18 protein-coding genes are annotated in these 13062 nt (G+C 49.9%); all 18 read left to right on the forward strand.

Annotated features, from left to right (window positions below; genetic code table 11):
• Positions 1-147 precede the first annotated feature (147 nt).
• The 18 genes from hisG to tatB all read left to right on the forward strand — a co-directional run bounded on the left by hisG (position 148) and on the right by tatB (position 13001).
• Positions 148-783, forward strand: coding sequence for an ATP phosphoribosyltransferase (gene hisG / locus DTO96_RS03145; protein WP_114563898.1), 636 nt, complete (start codon positions 148-150; stop codon positions 781-783).
• An 86-nt stretch (positions 784-869) separates the two neighbouring features.
• Positions 870-1463 (forward strand): potassium channel family protein, encoded by a 594-nt coding sequence (locus DTO96_RS03150; RefSeq protein WP_157964309.1) that lies wholly within the window; start codon positions 870-872, stop codon positions 1461-1463.
• A gap of 190 nt (positions 1464-1653) precedes the next feature.
• Entirely contained in the window at positions 1654-2967 is a 1314-nt protein-coding gene (gene hisD / locus DTO96_RS03155; RefSeq protein WP_114562171.1) for a histidinol dehydrogenase, read from the forward strand.
• A gap of 148 nt (positions 2968-3115) precedes the next feature.
• Entirely contained in the window at positions 3116-3739 is a 624-nt protein-coding gene (locus DTO96_RS03160) for an FABP family protein (protein WP_114562172.1), read from the forward strand.
• 14 nt (positions 3740-3753) lie between these two features.
• Positions 3754-4983, forward strand: coding sequence for an AAA family ATPase (locus DTO96_RS03165; RefSeq protein ID WP_114562173.1), 1230 nt, complete (start codon positions 3754-3756; stop codon positions 4981-4983).
• A 2-nt stretch (positions 4984-4985) separates the two neighbouring features.
• On the forward strand, positions 4986-5612 hold the full coding sequence (locus DTO96_RS03170) for a DUF4276 family protein (protein ID WP_114562174.1): 627 nt from the start codon (positions 4986-4988) through the stop codon (positions 5610-5612).
• Entirely contained in the window at positions 5609-6715 is a 1107-nt protein-coding gene (gene hisC / locus DTO96_RS03175; protein ID WP_114562175.1) for a histidinol-phosphate transaminase, read from the forward strand. The genes DTO96_RS03170 and hisC overlap by 4 nt, the downstream gene beginning before the upstream one ends.
• Positions 6716-6729: 14 nt before the next feature.
• Complete coding sequence (gene hisB, locus DTO96_RS03180; protein WP_114562176.1) at positions 6730-7329, forward strand: imidazoleglycerol-phosphate dehydratase HisB; 600 nt, start codon at positions 6730-6732, stop codon at positions 7327-7329.
• 15 nt (positions 7330-7344) lie between these two features.
• A complete protein-coding gene (locus DTO96_RS03185) occupies positions 7345-7968 on the forward strand; it encodes a MarC family protein (RefSeq protein WP_114562177.1) in 624 nt (207 codons plus the stop codon).
• An 83-nt stretch (positions 7969-8051) separates the two neighbouring features.
• Positions 8052-8702, forward strand: a complete 651-nt coding sequence (hisH, locus tag DTO96_RS03190; RefSeq protein WP_114562178.1) for an imidazole glycerol phosphate synthase subunit HisH — start codon at positions 8052-8054, stop codon at positions 8700-8702.
• Between the two features lie 124 nt (positions 8703-8826).
• Positions 8827-9567: a 1-(5-phosphoribosyl)-5-[(5-phosphoribosylamino)methylideneamino]imidazole-4-carboxamide isomerase gene (gene hisA / locus DTO96_RS03195; protein ID WP_114562179.1), complete on the forward strand. Its 741-nt coding sequence runs from the start codon at positions 8827-8829 to the stop codon at positions 9565-9567.
• A 2-nt stretch (positions 9568-9569) separates the two neighbouring features.
• Entirely contained in the window at positions 9570-9926 is a 357-nt protein-coding gene (locus DTO96_RS03200) for a DUF2306 domain-containing protein (protein WP_114562180.1), read from the forward strand.
• Positions 9927-10004: 78 nt separating this feature from the next.
• Positions 10005-10775: an imidazole glycerol phosphate synthase subunit HisF gene (gene hisF / locus DTO96_RS03205; RefSeq protein ID WP_114562181.1), complete on the forward strand. Its 771-nt coding sequence runs from the start codon at positions 10005-10007 to the stop codon at positions 10773-10775.
• Between the two features lie 68 nt (positions 10776-10843).
• The gene (gene hisI, locus DTO96_RS03210) at positions 10844-11245 is read left to right on the forward strand and encodes a phosphoribosyl-AMP cyclohydrolase (protein ID WP_225972547.1); all 402 of its coding nucleotides are present in this window, start codon (positions 10844-10846) and stop codon (positions 11243-11245) included.
• Positions 11246-11289: 44 nt separating this feature from the next.
• Positions 11290-11634 carry a phosphoribosyl-ATP diphosphatase gene (locus tag DTO96_RS03215; RefSeq protein ID WP_114562182.1) on the forward strand — a complete coding sequence of 115 codons (345 nt, stop codon included), beginning with the start codon at positions 11290-11292 and terminating at the stop codon, positions 11632-11634.
• Between the two features lie 97 nt (positions 11635-11731).
• Positions 11732-12127 carry a histidine triad nucleotide-binding protein gene (locus tag DTO96_RS03220; protein ID WP_225972548.1) on the forward strand — a complete coding sequence of 132 codons (396 nt, stop codon included), beginning with the start codon at positions 11732-11734 and terminating at the stop codon, positions 12125-12127.
• 66 nt (positions 12128-12193) lie between these two features.
• Positions 12194-12454, forward strand: a complete 261-nt coding sequence (tatA, locus tag DTO96_RS03225; RefSeq protein WP_114562184.1) for a Sec-independent protein translocase subunit TatA — start codon at positions 12194-12196, stop codon at positions 12452-12454.
• A gap of 16 nt (positions 12455-12470) precedes the next feature.
• Positions 12471-13001 carry a Sec-independent protein translocase protein TatB gene (gene tatB / locus DTO96_RS03230; protein WP_114562185.1) on the forward strand — a complete coding sequence of 177 codons (531 nt, stop codon included), beginning with the start codon at positions 12471-12473 and terminating at the stop codon, positions 12999-13001.
• Positions 13002-13062 lie beyond the last annotated feature (61 nt).

Here is a 13062-nt window from a genome sequence, read left to right on the forward strand (position 1 = left end):
TTAATGGGCTCTGATCGCAAAAACGTCGCATCCGCCTGATAAATATCCCTTGAAATCAATGTTTCATGGGATAATTTCACTTTTGTGTACTGCACCAATTAGGGTGCTCGTTTAAACACGTATTTAATGAATTTGAAAGCAAACGTCATGCTGACTTTAGCACTTTCCAAAGGCCGAATTTTCACCGAAACCCTGCCCATGCTGCGCGCGGCAGGCATTGAAGTGCTCGAAGACCCTGAAAGCTCACGCAAACTGATTTTATCCACCAACGACACGCAGCTGCGCGTCATCATCGTTCGCGCCTCCGACGTCCCCACGTACGTGCGCTATGGTGCAGCGGACTTTGGTGTGGCGGGTAAAGACACTTTGCTCGAAACTGGATTGGAAGGCCTGTACAGCCCGATCGACCTGCAAATCGCCAAATGCCGCATGTCGGTTGCCGTGAAAAATGGTTTTGATTACGCTGAAGCCGTCGGCAGCGGCGCACGCATCCGCGTCGTCACCAAATACGTCGAAACCGCCAAACAACATTTTGCCGCCAAAGGCATGCACGTCGATTTGATTAAACTCTACGGCTCCATGGAACTCGGCCCGCTGGTTGGCTTGGGCGACGCGATTGTTGACCTCGTCAGCACGGGCGGCACTTTACGCGCGAATGATCTGGTCGAAGTTGAACATATTTGTGACATTTCATCAAGGTTGATTGTTAATCAGGCCTCGCTGAAATTGAAAGCGGCGCGGTTAAGGCCGATATTGGCGGCGTTTGAGGCGGCGGCTAAATAATTATGGGGTGTAAAAAACTTTTTGAGATGGTTTTTGCTTGTTTCTCACCAACGTACGCGACAACTAAATATGTGAAATCAAAACTAATGGCGGAGGATGAAGGAAAGGCAAAAGTGACAAAAAGAATTCAGTTCTTAAATACGCTGTATTTATTTGCTGTTATTGCTTGGGCGATAATTATCGGTTTGCAATTCAATCAAGAAATTTATAATAACCCTAAATTAAGGCAAGTATCTCCAATTCAATTTTACGCGGGGTGTTTTGTTATTATAGTATCTAGTTGGTACATGATTTCTCGAGCGTGTGAAATCTTTAGAGCATTTTTAGAAGATTCTATAGATAAACTAAATGGCACAGTTTCGAAAACAGGGCTCAAGTATGGTGACCGTTTAGGATTGGCTTTTAAAAGTTACATTGAATTAATGATTGGTTTTGGTGTTCTTTATTATGTGATGCCCACGTTTCATTTTACAAAATCTTTTACTACCGTTTTTGAGGCTATTTATTTTAGTGGTGTGACTATGGCAACGGTTGGATATGGTGATTTTAGCCCCAGTTTTTGGTTTACGCAGTTGCTTGTGCTTTTACAAATATTTTGTAGTTTGACGTTAGCTTTAGTGTCTTTTACCGTTTATACAAGTTTGGCTTTAGCTTTAAGTTCCCAGGCGAACGATAAATAATTTGTTTTGTTTTTTGAAAGCCTGCCGTGCCTCATACCCTGCGTATGTCGCTTGCTCTGAGCCGTAGGTGAAGCGAAGGTTACATGATGCGCTAAAAACCACGCAATCCGCCGCATTTCTTAAACAACATAAGATTTTTGTACAAACACACGGCGCATGGTTTTGCGAATGCGCTCTACATGAGTAATTTATGACTACCATCAACACCCCCACCCTCCAAACCACCGATTCCGATTTCAACCAACAACTCCAAACCCGCCTTGCGTTTGATGACAGCACCGATGCGGGGATTCAATCGGCTGTGACCGACATCATTGCGCAAGTGCGTGCGCGTGGCGATGCGGCGGTGGTTGAGCTGACCAACAAATTTGACCGCATCAATGTCGCGTCAATGGCAGATTTGACCCTCACGCAGGCGGATTTAAAGGCTGCGTTTGACGGTTTGAATGACGAGCAACGCACGGCTTTGCAAGCTGCTGCCCATCGCGTGAAAAGTTACCACGAGGCGCAAAATGCTGAGTGTGGTAAAAGTTGGCAATACACCGAAGCCGACGGCACGGTGCTCGGGCAAAAGGTCACGCCGCTCGACCGCGTGGGCATTTACGTGCCCGGAGGCAAGGCCGCTTATCCATCGAGTGTGTTGATGAATGCGATTCCCGCACATGTCGCGGGCGTAAATGAAATCATCATGGTTGTGCCCACGCCCGATGGCGTGCGCAATGCTTTGGTCTTGGCGGCGGCGTATATTGCGGGCGTGACCACGGTGTTCACGGTTGGTGGTGCACAAGCGGTGGCGGCGTTGGCGTACGGCACAGCGACTGTGCCGCGCGTGGATAAAATCGTCGGTCCAGGCAATGCCTTTGTCGCCGAAGCCAAACGCCGCGTGTTCGGCCAAGTGGGCATTGACATGATTGCAGGCCCATCCGAAATCCTCATCATTGCCGACGGCACGACCAGCCCCGATTGGGTGGCGATGGATTTATTCAGTCAGGCCGAGCACGACGAGCTCGCGCAGTCGATTTTGCTCTGCCCCGATGCCGATTATGTCGCACAAGTTCGCGCGTCCATCGACAAATTATTGCCCGACATGCCACGCCGCGGCGTGATTCGCACCTCTTTGGAAAATCGCGGCATGTTGATTGTCACGCGCAGCATGGATGAAGCGTGCGAGATCAGCAACACCATCGCGCCCGAACATTTGGAAATTTCCGCTGTGAACCCACATGTTTGGGTAGACAAAATCCGCCACGCGGGTGCAATTTTTATGGGTGCGTACACGAGCGAATCGCTCGGCGATTATTGCGCGGGCCCGAATCATGTGTTGCCCACCAGCGGCACCGCGCGGTTTTCATCACCGCTCGGCGTGTACGATTTTCAAAAACGCTCATCCATTATTCACGTGAGTGAAGCGGGCGCACAAACCCTCGGTCAAATCGCCTCAACGCTCGCGCATGGCGAAGGCTTGACCGCACATGCGCGGAGTGCGGAAATGCGGTTGAAATAACATACGCGCCATTCCCGCGCAGGCGGGAATCCAGTCAAATGCGCAGCATTTGTTGGGTGAAGTTTGGTCAGTTGAAGTCAACGTGCGCTTTGCGCCCCACTGGATTCCCGCCTGCGGGGGAATGACGATATTTTAAACAAGGCAAATCATGCAAAACAACGACATTTACACCGAACCCAATCCCATTGATTTCAACACCCTCGCCAACCTCGGCCCCCTCGCGCCGATGGCGGGCGTGTGGCAAGGCACGCGCGGTTTGGATGTCAAACCCAAAGCCGAAGGGCCGAAAAAACAAGCGTATGTCGAAAACATCACGCTGCAACCCATCGACCCGCAAACCAACGGCCCGCAACTGTTCTACGGCCTGCGCTACCACACCCACATCACCAAACCCGACAACGTCAAAACCTACCACGACCAAGTCGGCTACTGGCTGTGGGAGCCCGCCACGCAAACCATCATCCACACCCTCACCATCCCACGCGGACAAATCGTCATGGCCGTCGGTAAAGCCGCGCCCGACGCCCGCACATTTGAACTCATCGCCACCAACGACGACGTCAATTTCGGCATCCGCTCTGCCCCGTTTATCGAGGATAATTTCAAAACCGTCGAGTTCCGCATCACCGTCACCATCCACGACGACGGCACATGGGGCTACGAAGAAGACACCGTGATGATGATTAAAGGGCAAGACGAGCCGTTTCACCACACGGATAAAAACTTGTTGCATAAAGTCGCGGACGCAACGCCGAATCCGTTGGCAATATAAATAGGAGAAATATCATGGCTCGAATTGAAGGCTTTCGTGTACAAAACTTTAAAGCATTAAAAGATGTTACTTTAGGTCGATTGTATAATCAAAAGGATATTGCACCACTGGGTGATATGACTGTTGTGATTGGTAAAAATGGCGTGGGTAAAAGCACGTTGTTTGATGCTTTTGGTTTTTTGGCGGACTGTTTGATTTTTGATGTTGAAACGGCTTGTGATATGAAACAGCGTGGTGGCTTTGGTCGTTTGCGCTCCAAGGGTAGTAATGATCCGATAAAGTTTGATGTTTATTATCGTGAGGCTGGTAATGAACGACCTATTACCTATGAGCTTGAAATTGCATTAGACTCAAGCGGTAGACCGTTTATATCATCGGAGGTGCTTCGTCAGCGACGTAAAAATGCATCTCATGGAAGACCTTTTCCTTTTCTTAATTTAAAAAATGGGGTTGGTTCTGTTTGGGCGGGCGAAGATGCGCTATCTGACTCAGAGGTTGGTGAAGAAAATAGCAACAGTAGTTCGGTAGAGTTAACCGATTTGCGTCAGCTGGGGATTGCAACATTGGGTACACTCAAAGAGCATCCAAGGATTAAAAAATTTAGAGACTTCTTAAAAGGTTGGTATTTGTCATATTTTACGCCCGATGCCGCTCGTTCTTTACCAACGGCTGGACCGCAAAAACATTTGAATATTCATGGTGACAATCTTGGCAATGTGGTCCAGTTCATGGAGCGCGAGCATAAAGACAAATTTCAAAGTATTTTGAATCGAATTGCCAATAAAATCCCTAGTATTACCTCGATTAGTACTGAAGAAACCACGGATAAACGCTTGTTACTCAAATTTGATGATGGCTCAGCACAAGACCCGTTCTATGCGCAGCAAATGTCAGATGGCACTTTAAAAGTGTTTGCTTATTTATTGATGCTTGAAGACCCATCGCCGCCGCCATTTATTTGCATCGAAGAGCCTGAAAACGGTTTGTACCATAAATTATTGAATACATTGGTACAGGAGTTTCGTGAGCATGCACAAAATAAAAAAGGTTCACAAGTTTTTGTGACGACGCATCAGCCCTATTTGGTCGATGGTTTAGCACCTGAAGAGGTTTGGATTTTGGAGAAGCAACTTGATGGTTTCTCCAAAATAACGCGAGTGTCGGACATTCCCAATGTTAAAGAGTTGTATGAGCAGGAGTTGCCGCTCGGTGCGTTGTGGTACAGCGATTATCTGGAGGGCTAATTATGCATATCGAGTTTTTGGTTGAGGATGTGTCTGGCAAGGTGTTTTTAGAGCATATCCTAGGGAAATTTAATATTGGGACTTATAAGATTCATCCGTATAAAGGGGTGGGGAAACTACCGAAAAAAGGTTCTAGTGAAAAGTTGTTGACTAAACAACATGGACTGCTTTCAAATTTAAAAAAACTTCTCGAAGGCTATGGCAGGTCTTCGGCGGCGGATGTAGTTTTTGTTGTTTTTGATTCTGATGATAAAGACCCTGCTTTATTTGAGCGTGAATTGCAGACTTTTTATAGTGGGTTAAATCAACCCGCAGAAGCTATATTTTCTTTGGCGATAGAGGAAATGGAGGCTTGGTTGTTGGGCGATATGGAGGCGGTTATGGCGGCATACCCCAAAGCCAAAAGTCAAATTATTCAAAAATATCAACAGGATAGTGTTTGTGGAACTTGGGAGATATTGGCAAGAGCCTTAAATCATAAGCCTGAAAAATTAAAATGGCACGAAGCAGGGGCATTGAAGTCAGAGTGGGCAGATAAAATCACGCCATTGATGGTCCTTGATAACAATATTTCTCCCAGCTTTATAAAGTTTAGAGATGAACTTACTCGTATGGAGTCTTTAATATGATGGCTAACGCATTATCTTTATTTAACAACATCCGTCCCGAAATCCGCGCGATGTCCGCTTACCATGTCCCCGACGCGAGTGGTTTCATCAAACTCGACGCGATGGAGAATCCATACGTGTTGCCTGATGATCTAAAAGCCCAACTCGCACAGCGTTTGGCGGATGTGGCGTTGAATCGTTATCCTGTGCCGACGTACGACGTGTTGGCGCGGCGGTTGCGCGATTATGCGCAGATTGGCGATGCGTTTGGTTTGATGTTGGGCAATGGCTCGGATGAGTTGATTCATTTGTTGTCGATGGCGGTGTCAAAGTCTGGTGAAAAAGTCACGATTCTTGCGCCTGCGCCGAGTTTTGTGATGTATCGCATGTCGGCGTTGCTCAATCATGTGAATTATGTTGAGGTGGATTTGCGCAAAACCGAGCGCGATTTTCAACTCGATGTGCCTGCGATGGTGGCGGCGATTGAGTTGCATCGGCCTGCGCTGGTGTATTTGCCGTTTCCGAACAATCCGACGGGTTGCGAATTTGACCGCGCGGACATGTTGACGGTGATTGCGGCGGCGCGGGCGGTGAATGCGTTTGCGGTGGTGGATGAGGCGTATCAGCCGTTTGCCAATCACACGTGGATGAGCGAGTTGGCGGCGTTTGACAATCTGCTCGTGATGCGCACGGTGTCCAAACTCGGTTTGGCGGGCGTGCGTTTGGGTTATATGGCGGGGCGTTTGGATGTGATTAGCGAACTCGATAAGGTGCGTCCGCCGTATAATGTCAATGTGTTGACCGAGGCGACGGTGGATTTTGTGCTCGAACATGTGGCGGTGCTTGACGCGCAAGCGCAGCACATTTGTGCGACTCGTGCTGATTTGCTGGCGGCTTTGCAGCAAATGCGTGGTGTGACGGCGTTTGACAGCCATGCCAATTTTGTCTTGGCCGAGTTTGAGCGCGATGCGACCGAAGTGTTTGAAGCCCTCAAAGCACGCCATATTTTGGTCAAAAACATGAGCAAAGCGCACCCGATGCTGGCACAATGCCTGCGGTTGACGGTGGGCTCTGATGCTGAAAACCACAGTTTAATCAACGCTTTAAACGAAATTTTGCTTTAAAAACAAGGATGAATATGACCCACCGCACCGCAGAAGTCACCCGAAACACCTCCGAAACCCAAGTGCGCATTGCGCTCAATTTGGATGGCATGGGCGTGGCCAAACTCAACTCAGGCGTGCCTTTTCTCGATCACATGCTGGATCAAATTGCCCGTCATGGCTTGATTGATTTGGATGTGGTGGCGACGGGCGACACCCATATTGACGACCACCATACGGTGGAGGATGTGGGCATCACTTTGGGGCAGGCGATTGCTCAGGCGATTGGTGATAAGCGTGGCTTGACGCGTTATGGTCATGCGTATGTGCCGTTGGATGAGGCGTTGTCGCGCGTGGTGATTGATTTTTCGGGGCGGCCTGGGCTGGAGTTTCATGTGCCGTTCACGCGTGCGCGTGTGGGAAATTTTGATTTGGACTTGTCGATTGAGTTTTTCCGAGGCTTTGTCAATCACGCGGGCGTGAGTTTGCACATTGATAATTTGCGTGGTTTGAATGCGCACCATCAAATTGAAACGGTGTTTAAAGCTTTTGGCCGTGCGCTGCGCATGGCGTTGGCGATTGACCCACGCGCACCAGAGGCGATTGCATCGACGAAAGGCAGTTTGGTCGGCTAAGCTGGCTGGAATATTATGGATGCATTAAAAACTTTTATCGCCTTATTGGCGTTGGTCAATCCAATCGGTGTATTGCCGATGTACATCAGTTTGACCCAAGGGCATTCGGCCAAGGAAAATCAACGCACCATCCGTGCGGCGGCGTTGACTGTTGTGGCGGTGGTGACGGTGTGTACGTTGCTGGGTGAGAAAATCATTGCGTTTTTTGGCATCAGCACTGCGTCGTTGCAGGTGGCGGGTGGTTTGTTGATTTTGTTGATGTCTTTGAATATGTTGAATGCGCAGATGGGCGGTGCGCGCACGACGGTTGAGGAGCAGGATGAAGCCGAAAGCAAGGCGACTCTCGGTGTGGTGCCGTTGGGACTGCCATTGCTGACAGGACCTGGTGCGATCAGCACGGTGATTGTGTATGCGAATAAAGCACAGGGGCCGCGTGATTATGCCGTTTTGATTGGGTGCGGCGTGGCGTTGGCAGCGTTGGTGTGGTTGACTTTGCAGTTGGCTCAGCCGATTAACCGCATCATGGGGCGCTCGGGCATCAACATTGCGACGCGGATCATGGGCTTGTTGGTGTCTGCGGTGGCGGTGGAGTTCATTGTTGAGGGATTGAAAACCATGTTGCCTGTTTTGGCGGGTTGATTGGGCGGGCTGATCCCGTGGTGGTGTGGTGATGGATCGGTGTACCGATGTGCGCCGATGCAGTTATTTTTAAGTGAAGACACATGAGTACAGTAAGCACAGTAGCGATTTTAGATTATGGCATGGGCAATTTGCGCAGTGTGGCGCAGGCCATGCGCACGGCGGCGCCCGATGTGAATGTCATCATCACGGGTGAACCTGATCAAGTGCGTGCCGCAGATCGTTTGATTTTGCCCGGTCAAGGTGCGATGCCCGATTGTATGGCGAATTTGCGTTCAAGTGGCTTGTTGGAGGCGCTGAGCGAAGGCGCAAAAAACAAGCCGTTGCTGGGGGTGTGTGTGGGTGAGCAAATGTTGTTTGGTGCGGCGGAAGAAGGTCGCTCGCATGGTTTGGGTTGGTTGGATGGCTCGGTCGTGCGCTTCCGCTTGGATGATGCCGTCGATCACAATGGGGCGCGTTTGAAGGTGCCTCATATGGGCTGGAATCGAGTCAAACAAACGCGTGACCATGCGTTGTGGGCTGGCGTTCCAGATGAGGCGTATTTTTATTTTGTGCACAGTTATTATGTGCAGCCCAACGATGAGCTGTTGACCGTTGGCGTGAGCGATTATGGTCATTCATTTACCTGTGCGGTGGCACGTGATAATATTTTTGCCACACAGTTTCACCCTGAAAAAAGCGGTGTGTTTGGTTTGCAGGTGTATCGGAATTTTGCAAGCTGGATGCCCAATTAACTGCGCATGCCTTGTGCCTTCATTGCATGAAATGAGGCGCGGTGGGCTTTAGCGAGGCTGCTCAGGATGTTTGATTGCGTTTGTTTTTATCTTTATCTTTATCTTTATCTTAGAAAGTTAGACCATGTTGTTGATTCCAGCAATTGATTTAAAAGATGGCCAATGCGTGCGCTTGCAGCAAGGCGAAATGGATCGTGTGACCGTGTTTTCTGATGCGCCCGAACAAATGGCTGCGCATTGGGTGGCACAAGGGGCGCGTCGCTTGCATTTGGTCGATTTGAATGGTGCATTTGCGGGCAAGCCTGTGAACAAAGCGGCGATTCAAGCGATTTTAAAAACAGTGGGCGATGACATTCCCGTGCAAATCGGTGGCGGCATCCGTGATTTGGAGACCATTGAACGTTACCTTGACATGGGCATCACGTATGTCATCATTGGCACGGCAGCGGTAAAAAACCCTGGCTTTTTACAAGATGCATGCGTTGAGTTCGGTGGTCACATCATCGTGGGGCTGGATGCAAAAGATGGTAAAGCGGCGACCGATGGTTGGAGCAAAATCACAGGGCACGATGTCGGTGATTTGGCGAAAAAATACGAAGACTATGGGGTGAACAGCATCATCTACACCGACATTGGGCGTGATGGCATGTTGCAAGGCATCAACATCGAGGCGACGGTCAAGTTGGCTCAAGCATCGACGATTCCTGTGATTGCTTCGGGTGGTTTGTCCAATATGGCTGACATTGATGCCTTGTGTGGCGTGGTCGATGAAGGTGTGCAGGGCGTGATTTGCGGTCGTGCGATTTATTCGGGTGATTTGGACTTTGCCGCCGCGCAACGCCGAGCCGATGAGCTGATTGCTTAGCCATGTTTACCACTCATTTGGTCTGTGCGTTGCTGTCCCTGATCGTGGGGGCTTGGCAGTTGATGCAGGCCAAAGGCACGCCGCAGCATAAAACCATTGGGCGGTTTTGGCTCTTGTGCATGGCTGTGACATCACTGTCGTCGTTTTGGCTGCATGGCGTTGGTTATCGGTGGGGCTGGATTCATGTTTTATCGGTGTGGACGTTGTTTTGCTTGGTTTGCGCTTTGTATTTTGCCCGAACAAAAAACATCCGACGTCATCGCAAGTTCGTTGTCGGGGCGTATTGTGGGCTTGTTGGTGCGGGTGTGGCGGCTGTTTTAATGCCGGGGCGTGTGTTGAATGTGTGGCTTTTTGGATGAGCTGTTTCGGTGCAATACGATGTGGAACGGCATGCTCACCTTCTTTGAAATTATTTGTGATGGTCTGTGATTGAAACTATGTTAACAAAACGCATTATCCCTTGTCTCGATGTGAAAGATGGACGTGTTGTCAAAGGTGTTAATTTTGTCGGCTTGCGCGATGCGGGTGATCCTGTTGAAATCGCTAAACGTTATGACGCGCAGGGTGCGGATGAGGTGACCTTCTTGGACATCACGGCGACTTCTGATGACCGCGATTTGATTTTGCACATCATTGAGGCTGTGGCCGATCAGGTGTTCATTCCGCTCACAGTCGGCGGCGGCGTGCGTGCGGTGGCGGATGTGCGGCGATTGTTAAATGCGGGCGCAGACAAAGTGGGTATTAATTCAGCCGCGGTGAGCAATCCGCAGTTGGTGGCAGAAGCGGCGAGCAAGTATGGTTCACAGTGCATTGTTGTGGCGATTGATGCCAAGCGTGTGTCGCGCGATGGTGAGTTGCCCCGTTGGGAAATTTTCACACATGGTGGTCGCCAACCGACGGGCATTGATGCGGTTGAGTGGGCGGTGAAAATGAATGAACTGGGTGCTGGGGAGTTGTTGCTGACCAGCATGGACCGTGATGGCACACGCAGCGGCTTTGATTTGGCATTGACCCGCGCGGTGTCGGATGCTGTGAGCATTCCAGTGATTGCCTCTGGTGGTGTCGGTGGTTTACAAGATTTGGCCGATGGGATTTTGCAGGGGCATGCCGATGCGGTGTTGGCCGCGAGTATTTTTCACTTTGGGCAGCACACCGTGCAAGAAGCCAAAACCTTAATGGCTGCACAAGGCATCAGCGTGCGGATGTAATTCAGGGATTCATTGAGGTCTAATGAAAAACCGCAAAGGTTTGTTTTATTTAATAAAAAAGGCGTAAAATGTCAGTCATGTCGAATGTCGTGAATCGAATTGCATGGGATGAAAAAGGTCTGGTGCCCGTGATTGCGCAAGATGCCAACAGTGGCAATGTGTTGATGTTTGCGTGGATGAACCGTGAGGCACTGGAGCAAACTTTGATCTTGAAACGCGCGGTGTATTTTTCGCGCTCACGCAACCGTTTGTGGTTCAAAGGCGAAGAGTCGGGGCATGTGCAGCATGTGAAAGCAGTGCGCATGGATTGTGATCAGGACGTGTTGTTGTTGCTGGTGGAGCAGGTGGGTGGCATTGCATGCCACACGGGTCGCAACAATTGTTTTTTTGAAGAGTACGATTGGGACAAGCAAGATTGGCATGTGGTGGCGCCTGTCTTGAAAAATCCTGATGACATTTATAAGTCGTAACGTGTGCGCATGTCGCACTGTGCGCGTCGTTTAGGAGTTGGATTATGCAACATCGGGTAGATAGTGTCTTGAGCGAATTGGCGCGAATCATCGAGTCTCGCAAAGGCGGAAACACGGAAGCTTCATATGTGGCTCGGTTGTTCAATAAAGGTGAAGACACCATACTGAAAAAAGTGGGCGAAGAGTGCACTGAGGTGATCATTGCGGCCAAAGGTGGACATCCTTATCAAATCATTTATGAGACAGCCGACTTGCTATTTCACACCATGATCATGTTGTCTCACTATAATCTAAGTTTGGACGATGTGGTTCGTGAGCTGGCGCGTCGTGAAGGCATGTCGGGCTTGGAAGAGAAAGCATCGCGCAACGAGGCGCCACTTGAGCCATGACCGTGATGACCTGACGTTTAACGGTGTTTGATCGGTATTTAGTTGGTTGGTGTTTAGTGGGGGTTTTCTCAGTCATTGCTGAGTCGTGGGTAATTCAATGGAAATTGTAGGAGTGGGCATGGGCGCACATACGGATACTTGTATTTTTTGTAAAATTGTTGCGGGACAGATTCCTGCACGAAAAGTGTATGAGGACGATGAATTGATTGCTTTTCATGACATCAACCCTGCCGCACCGATCCATCTTCTGATCGTGCCTAAGACGCACATCGAAACATTGGCTGATGTGCGTCCGGCGGATGAGGCCATTTTAGGGCGCATGATGGCAATAGCGCCACGCTTGGCTTTTGAAAATGGTGCGCCCGCCATGCCTGATGGTGGTTTGCGCGTCATCATGAATGTCGGTCCTGGCGGTGGGCAAGAGGTGTATCACATCCACTTGCATGTGTTGGCGGGTGAGCCGCCTTGGCGAGGCTTTGCACAAGGCATTTAAGCTGGATGTCAATGGGGTGTTTTTTGGATGTACCCGTAGAATTAACTTTTTAATATTGGAATGAAAATGGGCAGTTTTGGCATCATGCATTGGTTAATCGTCTTGTTGGTTGTGGTTTTGGTGTTTGGCACCAAAAAGCTGCGCAACATGGGCAATGACCTTGGTTCGGCCGTGAAAGGGTTTAAAGACGGCATGAAGGGCGAGGACGAAGACACAAACAGCCATGCATCTGTAAACACAGCGCAAGCGGCAAAAGACGTGTCGCTGACGCATCAAGCCGATGGCAACAAAGTCATTGATGCGCAAGCACGTGATCGTCAGTCTTAATCGGTGACCGTGCGCTGTGTTTGATTTAGGACTCTCTAAACTCGCCGTGATCGGCGTGGTCGGTTTGATTGTGCTCGGCCCTGAGCGCTTACCCAAAGTGGCGCGTGTGGCTGGTACGTTATTTGGCCGTGCCCAACGCTATTTGCGCGATGTCAAAGACGAGGTGTCGCGTGAAATGTCGTTGGCGGAACTCAAAGACATGGGGCAGTCGGTCAGCGAACAGGTGGCCAGTGTGCAACATGACATCCAGCACACATGGCGTGAGGCAACGAATGATGTCTCGGGTCATGCCCATGCGATGGTGAACGATTTAAATGTGGGGGCATCGACTTCATATGCGCATGAGGGTGCATTGAACCGCATGCAGCCTTCATTGGCGCGTCGCACGGGACGGGCGCACTGGTCGGTCAAAACGGGACGCACGCCACAATGGTTTAAACAACACCATCAGATTCGCAGTCGATTGAGTTCCGAAGCGGCTCGCATGAGTAAACACCGTGCGTATGCCGCACACACGAAGCGAACCAAACCTTCTTTTTTTGAATAAATCACGTGTCAATGGCATGAGGTGTGTCAGATTCAAGCGGGTGAGACGCTGTACACCTCAA

This window comes from Ephemeroptericola cinctiostellae (genome assembly GCF_003339525.1).
GTDB lineage: Bacteria > Pseudomonadota > Gammaproteobacteria > Burkholderiales > Burkholderiaceae > Hydromonas > Hydromonas cinctiostellae.

What these genes read in the sequence shown, in the direction of transcription:
- DTO96_RS03185 (WP_114562177.1), top strand. Translation starts at nt 7,345, where the DNA reads ATGGATGCATTAAAAACTTTTATCGCCTTATTGGCGTTGGTCAATCCA.
- hisF (WP_114562181.1), top strand. Translation starts at nt 10,005, where the DNA reads ATGTTAACAAAACGCATTATCCCTTGTCTCGATGTGAAAGATGGACGT.
- hisI (WP_225972547.1), top strand. Translation starts at nt 10,844, where the DNA reads ATGTCAGTCATGTCGAATGTCGTGAATCGAATTGCATGGGATGAAAAA.
- DTO96_RS03150 (WP_157964309.1), top strand. Translation starts at nt 870, where the DNA reads ATGGCGGAGGATGAAGGAAAGGCAAAAGTGACAAAAAGAATTCAGTTC.
- tatA (WP_114562184.1), top strand. Translation starts at nt 12,194, where the DNA reads ATGGGCAGTTTTGGCATCATGCATTGGTTAATCGTCTTGTTGGTTGTG.
- hisG (WP_114563898.1), top strand. Translation starts at nt 148, where the DNA reads ATGCTGACTTTAGCACTTTCCAAAGGCCGAATTTTCACCGAAACCCTG.
- hisH (WP_114562178.1), top strand. Translation starts at nt 8,052, where the DNA reads ATGAGTACAGTAAGCACAGTAGCGATTTTAGATTATGGCATGGGCAAT.
- hisD (WP_114562171.1), top strand. Translation starts at nt 1,654, where the DNA reads ATGACTACCATCAACACCCCCACCCTCCAAACCACCGATTCCGATTTC.
- DTO96_RS03215 (WP_114562182.1), top strand. Translation starts at nt 11,290, where the DNA reads ATGCAACATCGGGTAGATAGTGTCTTGAGCGAATTGGCGCGAATCATC.
- DTO96_RS03165 (WP_114562173.1), top strand. Translation starts at nt 3,754, where the DNA reads ATGGCTCGAATTGAAGGCTTTCGTGTACAAAACTTTAAAGCATTAAAA.
- hisC (WP_114562175.1), top strand. Translation starts at nt 5,609, where the DNA reads ATGATGGCTAACGCATTATCTTTATTTAACAACATCCGTCCCGAAATC.
- DTO96_RS03170 (WP_114562174.1), top strand. Translation starts at nt 4,986, where the DNA reads ATGCATATCGAGTTTTTGGTTGAGGATGTGTCTGGCAAGGTGTTTTTA.
- DTO96_RS03200 (WP_114562180.1), top strand. Translation starts at nt 9,570, where the DNA reads ATGTTTACCACTCATTTGGTCTGTGCGTTGCTGTCCCTGATCGTGGGG.
- hisA (WP_114562179.1), top strand. Translation starts at nt 8,827, where the DNA reads ATGTTGTTGATTCCAGCAATTGATTTAAAAGATGGCCAATGCGTGCGC.
- hisB (WP_114562176.1), top strand. Translation starts at nt 6,730, where the DNA reads ATGACCCACCGCACCGCAGAAGTCACCCGAAACACCTCCGAAACCCAA.
- DTO96_RS03160 (WP_114562172.1), top strand. Translation starts at nt 3,116, where the DNA reads ATGCAAAACAACGACATTTACACCGAACCCAATCCCATTGATTTCAAC.
- DTO96_RS03220 (WP_225972548.1), top strand. Translation starts at nt 11,732, where the DNA reads ATGGAAATTGTAGGAGTGGGCATGGGCGCACATACGGATACTTGTATT.